Source organism: Streptomyces sp. NPDC055239, assembly GCF_053606205.1.
In genome coordinates this window covers 55,938-71,574 of record NZ_JBSGRD010000005.1, presented here as the reverse complement: position 1 = coordinate 71,574, position 15,637 = coordinate 55,938, and the positions used below count along the sequence as shown (strand labels likewise).

The following is a 15,637-nucleotide window of genomic DNA, read 5'->3' as shown; positions in this document are numbered from 1 at the left end:
GCGCGCGATTCCTCCATCGATGGGCCTGTTCGATCCTGGCCGGTTATGTTCCCAATCTCCTGGTGCAGCGCGGGTCGGATGCTTAACGTATAAGCGGGAGGTCGCCGCGCGTGCACGCTGCGTGTACGAACTCCTTCCCTGTCCGTGAGCCCCCGCTCCCCGGGGGCGCGAGAGGAGAACCCATGTCGCTCGACGTCTCACCGGCGCTGTTGGAACAGGCCGAGCGAGGCGAGGTCGATGAAGCGGAATTCGTCGACTGCGTCCGGACCTCCCTGCCTTACGCATGGGAGATGATCAGCTCCCTGGTGGCCCAGCTGAAGGTTGACGGCGGCGAGTTCGCCGACAACCAGACGCCGCCACCCAACGAGCAGGCACGCGGCCAGCTCCTGCGGGCGCTCGCGAGTGACGCCATTCGCGGCGCTCTGCAGCGCCACTTCGGAGTGCGTCTCGCATTCCAGAACTGCCACCGTGTGGCGGTGTTCCCGCTGGATGCGTCTGTGGACGACAGGCTCGCCCGGTTCACCTCGATCCGGGGCCAGCTGCTCAACCAGTCGCCCACACTGCGGGACTGCTGACGCTCAGGGCTGCCGCTCCGTACGCGGGAGGTGTTCTAGTACCGGAGCGGCAGCTCCCAGCCCCAGCGGCTCAGCCGAGCTGGGGCAGCACTTCGGCGCCGAGCCTTCGGACGTTCTCTTCCGTCGTCGCCAGATCGCCGGAGCCCTCGACGAGGAGCGCGAAACGGGTGATCCCCGTGCGCTCCGACGTAGCCGCGATCCGGTCCGCGCACAGCTGTGGAGTGCCCACCGGATGCATCCCGCAGAGCAGTTCGGTGTACGCGAGCGGGTCCCGCATCGCCCGCGTACGGCCGTCGACCGTGACATGTGCGTCAAGACCCTGCTTGAGCCACCCCGGCATCGCCTTCTGCAGCGTCTCCGCCGCGTCCAGGCGCCGGTCCGCGATCTGCGCGACCCCGGCGGACACGTGCGGAGCGCGGTGGACCTGATCCGGCGTACGCCCCGCGGCGCGCGCGTGCCTGCGCCACAACGCCACCATTTCGGCCTTCTCCTCGTCGCCGACATGCATGCCGAGCAGCATCGGCAGACCGCGTTCCGCCGCGAGGCGCACGCTGGACGGCGAGGTGCAGGCGACGATCACCTCCGGGCCGCCCCCGCTCTCCCCGGCGTCGCCGACCGGTCCTGCCAGCGCCTCCTGCGGCCGTGGCACCACGGTGACCTCGCGGAAGGGGAAGCGGTCCGCGTCGCTCGCCACCCGGGGCTCGCTCAGCCACCGAAGGAGCAGGTCGAGCGAGTCCGGGAACCCCTTCTCGTACGCGTCGAGACCGGCCCCGAAGACCTCGAGGTCCACCCATGGCCCGCCGCGCCCCACGCCGAGCGAGAAGCGCCCGCCGGACGTCAGGTGCAGCAGCGCCGCCTGCTCGCCCAGGGCGACGGGATGAACGGTCGGCAGCACGCTCACCGCCGTGCCGACGCGGATGTGCCGTGTACGCCCGAGAAGCAGCGCGGCGAGAGTCACGGCGGACGGGCACGTGCCGTACGGCACGAAGTGGTGCTCGGCGAGCCAGACGGAGTCCAGGCCCGCCTCCTCGGCCACCTCGGCGGACCGCACCGCACGGTGCAGCGCCTCCCCCTGCCCCTGTCCCGGGAACTGGGCGGCCAGAACAAAACTACCTACACGCATTGCACTCCTGCCTCCTTGGCGCCGACGCAGGCACTCCCCCTACGGGCAACAACGCATGACACGTGCCAAAGGCACGGCCTGGCATGAAGATTGACGGATTTTCTGCGAAATGCAGGGGGGATCTGTGGTGATTGGTGACAGGCGTTCGCTCCCGCGCATGCCGCGTAGGCTGGACGCACTCCTGGTCCCCGTACATCCCGTGAGGTGTCCCGTGTCCCCGCGTCGTAACCGCCCCAAGGGCGGCGGAGAAGACAGCCCGCGCACGGACGGGGAACCGGCGGGCCGCTACGGCGGCTTCCAGTCCACCGAGAGCTGGCAGGGCGAGCAGTGGAGCCTGCGCCATGTCGCGGGCGCGAGCTCGGTCGGCAAGACCTACCGCTGCCCAGGCTGCGACCAGGAGATCCCGTCCGGCGTCGCGCACGTGGTGGCCTGGCCCGAGCACTCGGGCGTGGAGATGCGCAGGCACTGGCACAAGGCCTGCTGGAACGCGAAGGACCGCCGCACCTCGCGGGTGCAGCGGTCCCGTAACGCGCCCAGGTATTGACGGTCGCTCCCGGCGGCTACACGTCGCGCTTCTCCAGAAGGGCGAAGGCGCCGACGATCGCGGCCACCGTCACGCCGACGAGCAGCAGCAGCTGCGAGGTGCCGGTGCCGCCCTCCCCGTCCATCTCGAAGATCTTGGCCAGTGAGTTGATGGCGTTGTAGTCCATCATCTTCTCGCCGAGGGGACGCGTGCCCGACGAGATCATCAGGAACACGGGCAGGATCGCGGGCACCAGGACCATGCCGAGCATCGCGGTGATCGCGCCCGCCGAGTGGCGCAGCATCGATCCTGCGGCGAGCGCGAGGACGCCCAGGAGCGAGACGTAGAGCCCGCCCTTGAGGACCGTGCCCGACCAGTCGAGGTCGCCCGCCTCGGGGCCGCTGTGCATCCCCGACGTCATCAGGCCCACCAGGAGGATGGAGCCCGCCGAGACGACGAAGGCGATCACGAAGAAGATCAGGATCTTGGCGGCGAACACGCGATAGCGCTGCGGCGACGCCGTGAACGTCGTACGGATCATGCCCGTGCCGTACTCGGACGACGTCACCAGGACGCCGAGCGTGATCAGGCAGATCTGGCCGAGCACGAGACCGAAGAACGCCGGGATCGTGAACGGCACGTCCTGGAAGTCCTGGTCCTGCGTGTTCACGGCCACGAGGAAGCCGATGCCGACGACAAGGAGGAAGAAGACGCCGAGGGTCCACATCGTCGAACGGACCGACTTGATCTTCGTCCACTCGGAGGCCAGGGCGTTGCCGAGGTGGGTCTTCTTGACCGGGATCGGCGAGGTGTAGGCGTTGTTCATCGCCTGCTGCCACGCGGAGGGCGGCGCGGGGGCGGCCGGCGGGGGAGCCATCGGGGCGCCGTGGGGCATCGGGGCGCCCTGGGGCATGGGGGCGCCGGCCTGTGCGTAGGCCTGCTGGGGCTGCGCCTGCGGCTGCGGAGTCGGAGGCGTGGTCATCGGGGGTCCTCGCTGTCGCGCTTGGTCATCTCAGGAGCAGGAGCGGCTGCGGGCGCCTGCGGGGCGACGGCCGCGTACGGGTTGGGGGTGCCCTGCGGTGCGGCAGGGACGCCAGGGGCCCCGGGAGCGCCCTGAGGAGCACCCTGGGGCGCTCCCTGCGGCATCGCGAAGGGCTGGCCGCCCTGCTGGGGCGGCGGCGGCGCGTACCACCCGGGCTGGCCCTGTCCGGCCACCGGCATCGGCTGCTGCGGCATCGCACCGGGCGGCATCTGCTGCACGGGCTGCTGCAGCCCCGCGCGCTGGTCGACCGTGGAGCGGTAGTCGACGGCGCCCTGCGTCATCCGCATGTACGCCTCTTCCAGCGAGGCCTGGTGCGGGGAGAGCTCCCACACGCGGACGTCCGCGCCGTGCGCGAGGTCGCTGATGCGGGGGAGCGGAAGGCCGGTCACGCGCAGCGCGCCGTCCTGCTCGGGCATGACCTGGCCACCGGCCTCGGTCAGCGCGGCCGAGAGCTTCTCGCGCTGCTTGGGGTCGGTGTCCGGCGTACGCACCCGGGCGAAGTCGGCGGAGTTGTGCGAGATGAAGTCCTTGACGCTCATGTCCGCGAGCAGCTGCCCGCGGCCGATCACGATCAGGTGCTCCGCCGTGAGCGCCATCTCGCTCATCAGGTGCGAGGAGACGAAGACCGTGCGCCCCTCGGCCGCGAGCGACTTCATCAGGTTCCGCACCCAGAGGATGCCCTCGGGGTCGAGGCCGTTGACCGGCTCGTCGAAGAGCAGCACCTGCGGGTCGCCGAGCAGCGCGGCGGCGATGCCCAAGCGCTGGCCCATGCCGAGCGAGAAGCCCTTGGAGCGCTTCTTCGCCACCTCCTGGAGGCCCACGACGCCGAGCACCTCGTCGACCCGGCGGGCCGGGATGCCGGAGAGCTGGGCGAGGCACAGGAGGTGGTTACGGGCGTGCCTGCCGCCGTGCACCGCCTTGGCGTCCAGCAGCGCGCCGACCTGGCGGGGGGCGTTGGGGAGCTTGCGGTAGGGGTAGCCGCCGATCGTCACCTGGCCCGTGGTGGGTTGGTCGAGCCCGAGGATCATGCGCATGGTCGTCGACTTGCCGGAGCCGTTCGGGCCCAGGAAGCCGGTGACCGTGCCGGGTCGCACCTGAAAGGAAAGGTTGTACACGGCTGTCTTGGCGCCGTAGCGCTTCGTCAGGCCGACTGCCTCGATCATTCTCCGCACCCATCGAATGGTTCAGGACGTCGGGGCACACGCCCCCGTAAGGGTTAGGAGGATAACGGGGAGCTGACGGTTCCAGCCAAGAGCGAGCAAACTCTCCGCCAGGGCGGCCCGCGGACGGACCCATCACCGCACTTCAGCGGAGCGTCACGCGTCCCGCTTCTTCAGCAGCACATACCCGCCGATCAGTGCGACCGCGACCCACACCACCATGATGGCAAGGCCGCCCCAGGGCCCGTACGGGACGTCGTCGTCGAGCGGGGTCTTCACCTGCATGATCCTGTTGCCCGCCTGGTCGGGCAGGAACCGGCCGATCTTCTTCGTCGCCGAGACGTTGCCCAGGATGCTGGAGATCAGGAAGAAGAACGGCATCAGGATGCCAAGCGACAGCATGGGGCTGCGCAGCATCGTGGCGACGCCCATCGAGAACATCGCGATCAGCGTCATGTAGAGCCCGCCGCCGATCACCGCACGCAGCACTCCCGGATCGCCGATCATGGCCTTGTGCTCGCCGAGCATCGCCTGCCCCAGGAAGAACGTGATGAAGCTCGTGACGAGCCCCACCACCAGGCAGAGCACGGTGGCGACCACGACCTTGCCGGTCATGAACGTCGCGCGCTGCGGGACCGCGGAGAGCGAGGTGCGGATCATGCCGGTGCTGTACTCGTTCGAGACGACGAGCACACCGAAGACGATCATCGCGAGCTGGCCGAGGCTCATTCCGGCGAAGCTGGTGTAGGTGGGGTCGAAGACCTGCCGGTCCTGGGCATTGAGGCTGTCGTAGTCGTTCTTCGCCAGAATACTGATCAACAGGCCGAGCCCGACCGTGACGACCAGGGCAAGACCCAGCGTCCACACGGTCGACGAGACCGAGCGGATCTTGGTCCACTCCGACTTCAGTACCTGCGTCGCGGCCATCGCTCAGGACCCCTTCTTCTGCTGCTGCCAGCTCCCGCCCCAGCCCTCGACCTGCTCGGGGGGAGGCGGGGCGGCACCAGGGGCCGCGCGGTCGGCGGAATCGGTGTGATCGGTGTGCGCGTGATACTCCACCGACTCCGCGGTGAGCTGCATGAAGGCCTCTTCGAGCGAGGCCTGCTGGGGGCTGAGCTCATGGAGCACGAGCTGATGGCGTGCGGCGAGCTCGCCGAGGTCCTCCGAGGCGGTGCCGTCGACTTCGAGGGTGCCGTTGCCCGCCTCGACGGCGGTGATGCCCTCTTGGTGCAGCACGTCCAGGAGGCGCTCGCGCTGCGGGGAGCGCAGCCGGACGTAGCTGCGTGAGTTCTGCCGGATGAAGTCAGCCATGGAGGTGTCGGCGAGGAGCCGGCCCTGCCCGATGACGACGAGGTGCTCGGCGGTCAGCGCCATCTCGCTCATCAGGTGGGAGGAGACGAAGACCGTACGGCCCTGTGAGGCGAGGGACTTCATCAGGTTCCGGATCCAGTGGATGCCCTCGGGGTCGAGTCCGTTGACCGGCTCGTCGAACATCAGGATCTCGGGGTCGCCGAGCAGCGCGCCCGCGATGCCGAGCCGCTGGCCCATGCCGAGCGAGAAGCCCTTGGCCTTCTTCTTGGCGACCTGCGTCAGGCCGACGGTGTCGAGGACCTCGTGGACGCGGGTGCGCGGGATGCCGTTGCTCTGCGCGAGGCAGAGGAGGTGGTTGAAGGCGCTGCGCCCGCCGTGCATGGCCTTCGCGTCGAGCAGGGCGCCGATGTACTTCAGCGGGTCCTTCAGCTGGGCGTACCGCTTGCCGTCGATCCGCGCGGCACCCGCCGTGGGGTTGTCGAGCCCGAGCATCATCCGCATGGTCGTGGACTTGCCCGCGCCGTTCGGCCCGAGGAAGCCGGTGACTACACCAGGATGCACGGTGAAGGTGAGGTCGTTGACGGCCATTTTCTCGCCGTACCGCTTGGTCAGCCCCTCGAGCTCGATCATGCGGCCACGCTAAAACGGGACAGAGCCCCCTGCCACTTGGACAGGGGGCTCTGCGAGCGCCCCTTTAGGGGCGCGGGGAACTGCGCGCTCAGCCACAACGAGCCAGCAGGTCTCCCAGGCGCTTCAGCGAGTCTGCTGAGCAGGCACCCCGCGAGAGACGGGCTCCTCGTCGGCGGGCGTACCCGCGGCGGCGACGGCCGCACCCGTAAGGGTGGCCAGCATCTCCCGCACATTGGTGAGCTGCGCGTTGATGCTGTCGCGACGGTTCGTCAGAGCGGCGAGCTCCCGCTCGGACTCCGAACGGATCCGGTCCGCCTTGGCGTTCGCGTCGGCGACGATGTCCTCGGCCTGACGCTGAGCCGTCTCCACCGTCTGACGGGCGCGACGCTCGGCGTCCGTACGCAGCTTCTCCGCCTCGAGGCGCAGCTGCTCCGCACGGTGCTCGATCTCCGCGAGACGCTTCTCGGCCTTGGCCTGACGCGAAGCCAGGTCACGCTCCGACTGCTCGCGGCGCTTGGCGAGGTTCGTCTCGAAGTCGGCCGCGGCCTGGGCGGCCTTGGCGCGGGTCTCCTCGAAGAGGGCGTCCGCCTCCTCGCGCTTCTGCTGCGCGTCCTTCTGAGCCTCGCTGCGCAGCGTGCCGGCCTCGCCCTTGGCCTTCTCGACGATCCGGACGCCTTCGTCCTCCGCCTTGGCCTTGCGCTCGGCCGCGAACGACTCGGCGTCGTTACGCACCTGCTGGGCCGCCGACTCGGCGAGCTCACGGTGCTGCTCGGCTGCGCGACGGGCCTCCTCGCGCAGGTCCTTCGCCTCCTCCTCGGCGAGGCGGAGGATCTTCTCGACGCGGGCACCGAGGCCCGCGTAGGACGGTTCGGCGTCGGCTACCTGCGCCTGAGCGTTCTGCGTCTCGAGGTGCAGCTCCTCAATGCGCTTTTCCAGAGCAGTGATACGCGCGAGAGCGCTGTCACGGTCGGAGACGAGCTTGGAGATACGTTCGTCCACCTGAGCGCGGTCGTACCCACGCCGCACAAGCTCGAAGCCGTAGGGGGAAGTGTCGCTCATGGGGTTCCTGTCGAATGAGACCGGTGAGGTGATAGGGGGAATCCTAGGGGTCAAAGCGGCGTGTCATCGAGCGGATGCCCGTTTGATCTGGAGAATGACACCCCTTTTGAGTGGCTAACCGCCAGAGGACTTGCCAGCGACAGTGCCGAAGGTCCTTTACAAGCACGGCGGATGTTCTTTGGCTACCCCTCAGACGGCTTGCCACTCGATCGAGTTGACCCCGCCGCGGCACCGGCCTTGACGCCACCGTCCTTCGCCCCGGCGATCGGTGGGGCCTCAAAAGACTCCAACGCCTCCAACACGTCCTGGACACGGGAAATCTCGGCGTTGATGTCCTCGCGGCGCCGGACGAGAACCTCCAGCTCGCGTTTGCCCTCGTCAACCGTCCGCTCGGCCTCGGCCTCCGCCTCCGCCTTCACGCGCTCGGCGTCGCGCACCAGCTCGGCGACCTTCGTCTCGGCCTCCTTGAGCAGCGACTCGGCCCGCTTCACGGCGGAGATCCGCACCTTGCCGGCCTCGGAACTCGCGTCCGACACCATCTCCTTGGCCGTCGCCTCGGCCTCGGCGCGCTGCTCCTCCGCAGCCTTCACCAAGGCGTCACATCGCTCACCCGCGGACTTCATCGCCTCGGCGGACTCGCGGCGCGCACGCTCGTGCAGCTCCTCGATCTCGGCGGTGAGGCGGTCGCGCTGCTCCTCGGAGCGCTCCCTTATGGCCGTCGCGTCCCTGCGGGCGCCGACGAGCAGTTCGTCCGCGTCCGTACGGGCCTTCTCCACCAGGGAGTTGCCCTCGACCGTCGACTCGGAGACGAGACGGTCGGCCTCCGTACGCGCCGCGCCGACCATCGTGTCGGCCTGCGCCTCCGCTTCCGTGGTGGCCTTGAGCGCCTTCTCCTGGGCGTCGTTGGTGAGGTTCTCGGCCTCGGACACCGCTTCCGTGATGAGCGTGTCGACCTGCTCGGCCGCCTCGGAACGGCTCTTGTTGGCGGCTCTGCGTGCCTCGTCCTGGGTCCGCTCGGCCTCCTCCCGCGCCTGCGAGGTGAGCCGCTCGGCCTCGGCGGCGGCCGCCGCCTTGACGCGCTCGGCGTCGGACCGGATGCGCTCGGCGTGCTGCTGGGCGGAGCCGACCGTCTCGGCTGCGTCCGCGCGAAGCCGCTCGGCGTCGCCCGTCGCGTCCGAGATGAGCTTCTCGGCCTTGGCCACCGACTCCGCGCGCACCCGCTCGGCCTCGGTGGTCGTCTCGGTCTTGAGCCGGTCGGCCTCGGCGACCGTCTCGTTCTGCAGCCGCTCCGCCTCGCTGCGCGCCTCGCCGATCAGCTGGTCGGCCTGGCTCGCCGCGTCGCTGCGGATGCGGTTGGCGTCCTCGCGGGCGTCGGCACGCGTGCGGGAAGCGTCCTGCTCGGACGACGCGATCGCGTCCGACGCCTCCGTACGCGAGCGCTGGGCGTACTCGGAAGCGTCCGAGCGCAGCCGCTCGGCCTCCGCGATCGCCTCCGAAACGGTGCGCTCGGCGAGCGACTTGGCGGCCTCGGACTCTTCGTTCGCCTCGCGCCGGGTGCGGCCCGCGTCCTCGGCGGCGCGCTCCCGCTCGGCGTAGGCGTCGGCGCGGACGCGGTCCGCCTCCTCCTGCGCCTCGGTCTTCGTACGCTCCGCCGCGTGCTCGGCGGCGCTGCGCAGGCCCGCGATCTCCTCCTGCGCCGACTCCTGCATGCCCGCCACGGAGTCCCGTACGGACGTGGCGGTCTGCTCGGCGCTCGAGACCATCTCGGTCGCCCTGCGATCGGCCTCCTCGACGAGGCGGGCGGCCTCTGCCTGGGCCTCTTCGACGCGCTTGCGGGCGGTGGCGAGGAGCTCCTCGCTCTGCTCGCGGGCCCGCTCGCGCTCCTGGTCGGCCTCGCCGCGCGCGGAGCTGAGGGTCTCCTCGGCCTCCCTGCGGCGCCTCGAGGCCTCCTCCTGGGCGGCGGAAAGGGCCTCGGCGGCCTCCGTGCCCACGCGCTCGGCCGCGGCTGCGGCCTCGGAGCGCAGCCGGTCGGCCGACTCCTGCGCCTCGGTCTTGAGGCGCTCGGCCTCGGTGGCGGCGTCCGTACGCAGTCGCACGGCGACGTTCTCGCCCTCGGCGCGCGCCTGCGACGCGTCGGCCGCGGCCTCCGTGCGCAGCCGCTCGGCCTCGGTCTCGGCCTGCGACTGAAGGGTGCGGATCCGCTCGGCGGACTCCGTACGGAGGCGGTCCGTCTCGTCCGACGCCTCCTTGCGGATGCGCTCGGCCTCGGCGCGGGCCTCGGTCAGCGCCTGCTCGGCGGAGGCGAGACGCTCCTCGGCCTCCGTGTGCAGACGGGTCAGCTCGTCGGCCGCCTCGGCCTGACGTGCCGCTATGGCCCGCTCGGTCTCCTCGTGCAGGGCCCGCGCGGCGTCCTGCGCATCGGACTTCGTGGTCTCGGCCTGCTCGGCGGCCTCCTCGCGGTGCCGCTCGGCCTCCGCGCGGGTGCGCTCCAGGGTCTCCTCGGCCTGCTTGCGCAGGGTCGTGGCGCGCTCGATGGCTTCGGAACGGACCCGGTCGCTCTCGGCGGTCGCCGCCGTCTTCAGCTCTTCGCCGTCGACCTTCGCCTTGGCGAGCAGCTCCTCGGCGGACTTGGCCGCCTCCTCGATCTGCTGGACGGCCTCGCGCCTGGCCTCGCTGCGGATCCGCTCGCCCTCGGTGACCGCGTCGGCCCGCAGCTGCTCGGCCTCGCCGCGCAGGCGGCGCGCCTCCTCCTGCAGCTCGACCGTCTTGGCGCGGTACTCCTTGGTGTCGTCCTTCGCCGTGCCCTTGAGCTCCTCGGCGATGTCGTGCGCCTCGGCGCGCAGCCGGTCCGCCTCGGTCTCCGCCTCGGTGCGGATCCGCTCGGCCTCTTCGGTGGCGCTCTTCGTCGTCTCCTTGGCGTCCTTGGACGCCTTGTCGAGTACGTCCTCGGCGGTGCGGGCGGCCTTGGCGAGCTGGCCGGCCGTCTCCTCGGCGGTGATCGTGCGCGCCTTCTCGGAGGCGTCCTTGATCAGCTGCTCGGCCTCGGTCTTGGCATCGGTGACGAGCTGCTCGGCCTCGGCCTTGGTGACCTCGGCTTCCTTCGTCGCCTCGCCGACCAGGCGCGCGACCTGCTCCTTGGCCGTACGCGTGCGCTGTTCGTTGGCGCCCTCGGCGGCCGACAGCTGTTTGGACGCGGTGTCCTTCGCCTCGGCGACGACCTTGTCGGCCTCGGCGCGCGCCTCGCGCAGCGCCGTCTCGGCCTCCGCCATGCGCTGCTCGGCGGCCCGGCTCGCCTCGCTCGTCTGGCGGCGCGACTGCTCGGACTCGGTGGCCGTGGTGGAGCGCAGCTGCTCCGCGTGATCGGTGGCCTCCTGCGCCTGCGTGGAAGCGGCGTTCAGAAGGCGCTCGGCGTCCGAACGGGCCCGGCGCAGGGTCGCCTCGGCCTCGGCGCGGGCCGACTCGGCGTCGCTCGCCAGGCGCTGGCGGGCCTCTTCGGCCACGCGCTCGGCCTCGGCGCGGGCGGCGGCGAGGGCCTGGTCGGCCTCGGCGCGCGACTCGTCGAGCAGGCGGCGCGCCTGCTGTTCCGTACGCGCACGGAGCTGCTCGGCCCACGCCACGTTCTCGTTGACGTGCGACTCGACGGTCTGGCGGCGCTCGGAGAGCTCCTGATCGAGCTGCTGACGGCGTGACACCGCCTCGGAGTGCAGCTCGGACTGGAGCCTGGACTGCTGCTCGGCGTGCTCCTGGAGGATGCGCTGGGTCTGCGCACGGGCGTCGCGCAGCTCCCGCTCGGCGTCCTGGCGCAGCTGGTCGGCCTGAACCTGGGCATTACGGAGCATCTGCTCGGCCTGATAGCCGATGTCCGCGCCGTCGTAGGCAGGGCGGGACGCGAGGTTGCGGCGCGCCTCGTGAAGCTTGGCGCGCAACACCTCGACCTGGTAGCCGAGGTCTTCGGCGTGCTGAACAGCCTTCTCTCGCTCGGTCTTCAGCCGGTCCATCTCGGCCTCGAACCGCGAAAGATGGTCCGTCTCAGCCCGCGAGCTCTCTTGGCGTTCGTAGCCCCGCACTGCGCGGTCCCATCCTTCCCCAAGCTCTCAACTTCGATCGAGCAGGGGAGACCCCACTCTGGTCGCCGTCCATCCGCCGAACGGGGCCCACGGGGAATGGTGTCAGATCATCAGCGGAGCATGGGCTGGTGCCCTGACGCTCGTCCCCCGAAACCCGGACCCCGGCAAACGGTCGCCCAGCGTACGGACGACCGGCCGCCCAGACTTCGGACGGCCGACCACAACCTTACCGGCCCAAGTATGCGGAGGTCAGTGCTCCGGTGACTCCTGAGCTGCCGAGGTGACCAGTTCGGTCAGTACACCGTGACAGTCCTTGGGGTGCAGGAAGGTGATACGGGATCCCATGGACCCGATCCTGGGCTCCTCATAAAGGACGCGTACGCCCTTTTCCTTTACGGCGGCGGCGTCGGCGTCCACGTCCGCGGTGCCGAAGGCGATGTGGTGCACGCCCTCGCCGTTCTTCTTGAGCCACTTGCCCACGGCGGAGTCGTCGCGAGTGGGTTCGAGGAGCTGCAGGTAGGAGGCGCCGCCGTCACCCGTGTCGTTGATCTTGAGCATGGCCTCGCGCACGCCCTGCTCCTCATTGACTTCGGTGTGGAACACCGTGAAGCCGTACGTCTGCCGGTAGAACTCGACGGTCTTGTCGAGGTCGAAACAGGCGATCCCGATGTGATCGATTCGCGTCAGCATGGTCTAAGTGCAGCCCTTCCGGCGGTGATTACGCAACGTGCGCGCGATCACACCGAGCGCCCGGTGACGCGCGGCGTACCGCTCAGTACATTCAAGTAAACCCTCATTAACTCCTCCTCCCAAGGGGCCGTGGCACATGTCTGGAACGACCGGTACCACCTCAGTGATCGTCGCGGGCGCTCGAACGCCCATGGGCCGCCTGCTCGGCTCCCTGAAGTCCTTCTCCGGCGCGGACCTGGGCGGGTTCGCGATCAAGGCCGCGCTCGACCGGGCCGGCATCGGCGGCGACCAGGTGCAGTACGTGATCATGGGGCAGGTCCTCACGGCCGGGGCAGGGCAGATCCCGGCACGTCAGGCCGCCGTCAAGGCGGGCATCCCCATGAACGTCCCCGCGCTCACCGTCAACAAGGTGTGTCTCTCCGGGCTCGACGCGATCGCGCTCGCCGACCAGCTGATCCGCGCGGGCGAGTTCGACATCGTCGTCGCGGGCGGCCAGGAGTCGATGACGAACGCGCCGCACCTCCTCCCGAAGTCGCGCGAGGGCTTCAAGTACGGCGCCATCGAGATGCTCGACTCCATGGCGTACGACGGCCTGACCGACTCCATCGAGAACATCGCCATGGGCGAGTCCACGGAGAAGCACAACACCCGCCTGGGCATCGCACGCCCCGAGCAGGACGAGATCGCCGCCGCCTCCCACCAGCGGGCCGCCGCCGCACAGAAGAACGGCACCTTCGAGGCCGAGATCACCCCGGTCGAGATCCCGCAGCGCAAGGGCGACCCGGTCCTGTTCTCCAAGGACGAGGGCATCCGCGCCGAGACGACCACGGAGTCCCTCGCCAAGCTGCGCCCGGCCTTCACCAAGGACGGCACGATCACGGCGGGCACCTCCTCGCAGATCTCCGACGGCGCCGCGGCGGTCGTGGTGATGTCCAAGGCCAAGGCCGAGGAGCTCGGCCTGACGTGGCTCGCGGAGATCGGGGCACACGGCAACGTGGCGGGCCCGGACAACTCGCTCCAGTCGCAGCCGTCGAACGCGATCCAGCACGCCCTGAAGAAGGAGGGCCTCGGCGTCGCGGACCTCGACCTGATCGAGATCAACGAGGCCTTCGCCGCGGTCGCGGTGCAGTCAATGAAGGACCTCGGGGTCTCCTCGGAAAAGGTGAACGTCAACGGCGGCGCCATCGCCCTCGGTCATCCGATCGGGATGTCCGGCGCACGCGTCGTACTGCACCTCGCCCTCGAGCTGAAGCGGCGGGGCGGCGGCGTGGGCGCGGCGGCGCTGTGCGGTGGCGGCGGGCAGGGTGACGCGCTGATCGTGAAGGTGGCGAAGGCCTGACGCGTACGCGCGGGTAAGCCTTCTCCACCTCTGCGTACGTCTACCTCTACGTACGTCTACGTCTCGGAACGGAGCTGTCTGACATGCAGGACGTCCCCTCCCTGGTGGCACAGGCCCGCGAGGGCAGGCCACGGGCCGTGGCCCGGCTGATCTCACTGGTCGAGGGGGCGTCACCGCAGCTCCGCGAGGTCATGGCGGCGCTTGCTCCGCTGGCGGGCCATGCGTACGTGGTGGGCCTCACGGGATCTCCCGGTGTCGGCAAGTCGACTTCGACGTCGGCGCTCGTGTCCGCGTACCGCAGGGCGGGCAAGCGGGTCGGCGTCCTGGCCGTCGACCCCTCGTCCCCCTTCTCCGGCGGCGCGCTGCTCGGCGACCGGGTCCGGATGTCGGAGCACGCGTCCGACCCCGGGGTCTACATCCGCTCCATGGCTACGCGGGGCCACCTCGGCGGCCTCGCGTGGTCGGCTCCGCAGGCGATCCGGGTCCTGGACGCGGCGGGCTGCGACGTCGTCCTCGTGGAGACGGTCGGCGTGGGCCAGTCCGAGGTGGAGATCGCCTCGCAGGCGGACACGTCGGTGGTGCTGCTCGCGCCCGGCATGGGCGACGGGATCCAGGCGGCGAAGGCCGGGATCCTGGAGATCGGCGATGTGTACGTCGTCAACAAGGCGGACCGGGACGGCGCGGACGCGACCGCGCGCGAGCTGAACCACATGCTGGGACTCGGGGAGTCCCGCGCGGCCGGTGACTGGCGCCCGCCCATCGTGAAGACGGTGGCCGCGCGGGGCGAGGGGATCGACGAGGTCGTCGAGGCCCTGGAGAAGCACCGGGCGTGGATGGAGGAGCGGGGCGTACTCGCCGAGCGCCGCGCCTCGCGTGCGGCCCGCGAGGTGGAGACCATCGCGGTGACCGCCCTGCGTGAACGGATCGCGGACCTCCACGGGGACGCGCGGCTGTCCGCCCTCGCGGAACGGATCGTGGCGGGGGAGCTCGACCCGTACTCGGCGTCGGACGAACTGATCGAGAGCTTGACGACGAGCTGAGGGGGCGGGGCCGAATCGGTCACCCGGGGTGCGAGCGGGGCGCCTGCTGGCCTCGTAGGCCTCCTGACCCGATGGGCCCTGCTGGGGCGCCGACGAACAAGCCGCCGCTTCGCGGCGATTTTCTCCCGCCCACCCACCCGAGCACCCCGGGTAATCGGGTGGGCGGGCGGGAAAATATCCGTCGCGAAGCGGCGGTTCTGTGTGCACCAGCAACGCGAGCAGGCCCCGCAAGGAGATCCCTGCGGGGCCCGCTCACCGGGGGACGGGGCTATTAGTCGTCGGAGTCGGAACCGTTGTCGTCCGAGTCGTCGTGGCTGTCGGAGCGGTCAGCCGTGACCTTGCCCGACTGCAGGTCGACCTTCCAGTCGGACTCCGCACCCTTGGCGTCGGAGGTCTCCGCCTCCCAGGCACCAGCCGTACCGTCGTCGTCCAGGTCCACAGAGGTCACCGTGCCCTTGGCGGCCGCAGCCTTCGCCGCGTCCTCCGCCGAGGTGGACGCACCCTTCAGGGAGGCGGCCACGCGGCCAGCGTCGCCGTCGTCGTCCTGCTCGGTGTGCGAGCCGAGCACCTTGCCCGTACCGGGGTCGACCTGCACGCTGTGCCAGGTGCTGCCCTTGCCGAGCACGTCGACGTCCCAGACCAGGCCGCCGTTGTCCTCGTCGTCAAGCTCGGCGGAGACCGCCGTACCGGACTGGTTCGCGAGCGCCGCCTTGATCGCGTCGGCCGCCGTCACCTTGGCGGACTTCACCTCGACGGTGTTCTCCTTGGCGTCGTCACGGTCGTCGTCGTACCGATCGTCGTCACGGTCGTTGTCCTTCAGCTGAACACTGGACTTCTTGGCGGCGGCACCCGACGACTCGTCGTCGCCAGTGGTGGCGAGCGCTGTCGCGGTGCCGCCCCCGACGAGGGCCAGTGCTGCGACGGTGGCGATGACGATGTTGCGCTTCATGAGGGGTTCCTCCCGAGTCGGTGGCTGTGTCGATCGCTGTGCGGCCCGGGGGCCGCTGCCGTTCGCTTTCGACAAGAACCAATCTGGCTGAACGACCCTGAAGCCAGCCTGAAGCCGCCTGAAGAACTC

The 15,637-nt window shown here is 70.2% G+C and carries 13 protein-coding genes; 4 read left to right on the top strand and 9 right to left on the bottom strand.

Annotation, left to right across the window (positions count from 1 at the left end; genetic code table 11):
* Window positions 1–182 precede the first annotated feature (182 nt).
* The gene (locus tag ACWFRJ_RS18495; RefSeq protein WP_361181384.1) at window positions 183–575 is read left to right on the top strand and encodes an SCO5389 family protein; all 393 of its coding nucleotides are present in this window, start codon (window positions 183–185) and stop codon (window positions 573–575) included.
* A 70-nt stretch (window positions 576–645) separates the two neighbouring features.
* Here ACWFRJ_RS18495 and ACWFRJ_RS18490 read toward each other — a convergent pair whose 3' ends face one another.
* Window positions 646–1,698: an LLM class flavin-dependent oxidoreductase gene (locus ACWFRJ_RS18490; protein WP_453531383.1), complete on the bottom strand. Its 1,053-nt coding sequence runs from the start codon at window positions 1,696–1,698 to the stop codon at window positions 646–648.
* A gap of 211 nt (window positions 1,699–1,909) precedes the next feature.
* On the opposite strand from ACWFRJ_RS18490, the gene ACWFRJ_RS18485 reads away from it, so the two are divergent.
* Window positions 1,910–2,242: an ATP/GTP-binding protein gene (locus ACWFRJ_RS18485; RefSeq protein WP_453531381.1), complete on the top strand. Its 333-nt coding sequence runs from the start codon at window positions 1,910–1,912 to the stop codon at window positions 2,240–2,242.
* Between the two features lie 16 nt (window positions 2,243–2,258).
* Here the strand turns inward: ACWFRJ_RS18485 and ACWFRJ_RS18480 are convergent, their stop codons facing one another.
* The 7 genes from ACWFRJ_RS18480 to mce form a co-directional block, all read right to left on the bottom strand.
* Complete coding sequence (locus ACWFRJ_RS18480; protein ID WP_453532362.1) at window positions 2,259–3,098, bottom strand: ABC transporter permease; 840 nt, start codon at window positions 3,096–3,098, stop codon at window positions 2,259–2,261.
* A gap of 101 nt (window positions 3,099–3,199) precedes the next feature.
* Window positions 3,200–4,426 carry an ATP-binding cassette domain-containing protein gene (locus ACWFRJ_RS18475; protein ID WP_453531378.1) on the bottom strand — a complete coding sequence of 409 codons (1,227 nt, stop codon included), beginning with the start codon at window positions 4,424–4,426 and terminating at the stop codon, window positions 3,200–3,202.
* Window positions 4,427–4,579: 153 nt separating this feature from the next.
* Window positions 4,580–5,350: an ABC transporter permease subunit gene (locus ACWFRJ_RS18470; RefSeq protein WP_453531375.1), complete on the bottom strand. Its 771-nt coding sequence runs from the start codon at window positions 5,348–5,350 to the stop codon at window positions 4,580–4,582.
* A 3-nt stretch (window positions 5,351–5,353) separates the two neighbouring features.
* Window positions 5,354–6,364, bottom strand: a complete 1,011-nt coding sequence (locus tag ACWFRJ_RS18465; protein ID WP_453531372.1) for an ATP-binding cassette domain-containing protein — start codon at window positions 6,362–6,364, stop codon at window positions 5,354–5,356.
* A gap of 123 nt (window positions 6,365–6,487) precedes the next feature.
* Entirely contained in the window at window positions 6,488–7,423 is a 936-nt protein-coding gene (locus ACWFRJ_RS18460; RefSeq protein ID WP_383282699.1) for a coiled-coil domain-containing protein, read from the bottom strand.
* Window positions 7,424–7,605: 182 nt separating this feature from the next.
* Window positions 7,606–11,490, bottom strand: coding sequence for a polarized growth protein Scy (gene scy, locus ACWFRJ_RS18455; protein WP_453531368.1), 3,885 nt, complete (start codon window positions 11,488–11,490; stop codon window positions 7,606–7,608).
* Between the two features lie 249 nt (window positions 11,491–11,739).
* Window positions 11,740–12,180, bottom strand: a complete 441-nt coding sequence (gene mce, locus ACWFRJ_RS18450; protein ID WP_453531365.1) for a methylmalonyl-CoA epimerase — start codon at window positions 12,178–12,180, stop codon at window positions 11,740–11,742.
* Window positions 12,181–12,316: 136 nt separating this feature from the next.
* Here mce and ACWFRJ_RS18445 point away from each other — a divergent pair, with 136 nt between their 5' ends.
* A complete protein-coding gene (locus tag ACWFRJ_RS18445) occupies window positions 12,317–13,519 on the top strand; it encodes an acetyl-CoA C-acetyltransferase (protein WP_453531362.1) in 1,203 nt (400 codons plus the stop codon).
* A gap of 83 nt (window positions 13,520–13,602) precedes the next feature.
* Window positions 13,603–14,559 carry a methylmalonyl Co-A mutase-associated GTPase MeaB gene (gene meaB / locus ACWFRJ_RS18440; protein WP_453531359.1) on the top strand — a complete coding sequence of 319 codons (957 nt, stop codon included), beginning with the start codon at window positions 13,603–13,605 and terminating at the stop codon, window positions 14,557–14,559.
* A gap of 271 nt (window positions 14,560–14,830) precedes the next feature.
* Here meaB and ACWFRJ_RS18435 read toward each other — a convergent pair whose 3' ends face one another.
* Window positions 14,831–15,508 carry a PepSY domain-containing protein gene (locus ACWFRJ_RS18435; protein WP_453531356.1) on the bottom strand — a complete coding sequence of 226 codons (678 nt, stop codon included), beginning with the start codon at window positions 15,506–15,508 and terminating at the stop codon, window positions 14,831–14,833.
* Window positions 15,509–15,637: the final 129 nt, after the last annotated feature.

What these genes read in the sequence shown, in the direction of transcription:
- ACWFRJ_RS18495 (WP_361181384.1), top strand. Translation starts at nt 183, where the DNA reads ATGTCGCTCGACGTCTCACCGGCGCTGTTGGAACAGGCCGAGCGAGGC.
- ACWFRJ_RS18490 (WP_453531383.1), bottom strand. Translation starts at nt 1,698, where the DNA reads ATGCGTGTAGGTAGTTTTGTTCTGGCCGCCCAGTTCCCGGGACAGGGG.
- ACWFRJ_RS18480 (WP_453532362.1), bottom strand. Translation starts at nt 3,098, where the DNA reads ATGGCTCCCCCGCCGGCCGCCCCCGCGCCGCCCTCCGCGTGGCAGCAG.
- ACWFRJ_RS18475 (WP_453531378.1), bottom strand. Translation starts at nt 4,426, where the DNA reads ATGATCGAGGCAGTCGGCCTGACGAAGCGCTACGGCGCCAAGACAGCC.
- ACWFRJ_RS18470 (WP_453531375.1), bottom strand. Translation starts at nt 5,350, where the DNA reads ATGGCCGCGACGCAGGTACTGAAGTCGGAGTGGACCAAGATCCGCTCG.
- ACWFRJ_RS18465 (WP_453531372.1), bottom strand. Translation starts at nt 6,364, where the DNA reads ATGATCGAGCTCGAGGGGCTGACCAAGCGGTACGGCGAGAAAATGGCC.
- ACWFRJ_RS18460 (WP_383282699.1), bottom strand. Translation starts at nt 7,423, where the DNA reads ATGAGCGACACTTCCCCCTACGGCTTCGAGCTTGTGCGGCGTGGGTAC.
- mce (WP_453531365.1), bottom strand. Translation starts at nt 12,180, where the DNA reads ATGCTGACGCGAATCGATCACATCGGGATCGCCTGTTTCGACCTCGAC.
- ACWFRJ_RS18445 (WP_453531362.1), top strand. Translation starts at nt 12,317, where the DNA reads ATGTCTGGAACGACCGGTACCACCTCAGTGATCGTCGCGGGCGCTCGA.
- meaB (WP_453531359.1), top strand. Translation starts at nt 13,603, where the DNA reads ATGCAGGACGTCCCCTCCCTGGTGGCACAGGCCCGCGAGGGCAGGCCA.
- ACWFRJ_RS18435 (WP_453531356.1), bottom strand. Translation starts at nt 15,508, where the DNA reads ATGAAGCGCAACATCGTCATCGCCACCGTCGCAGCACTGGCCCTCGTC.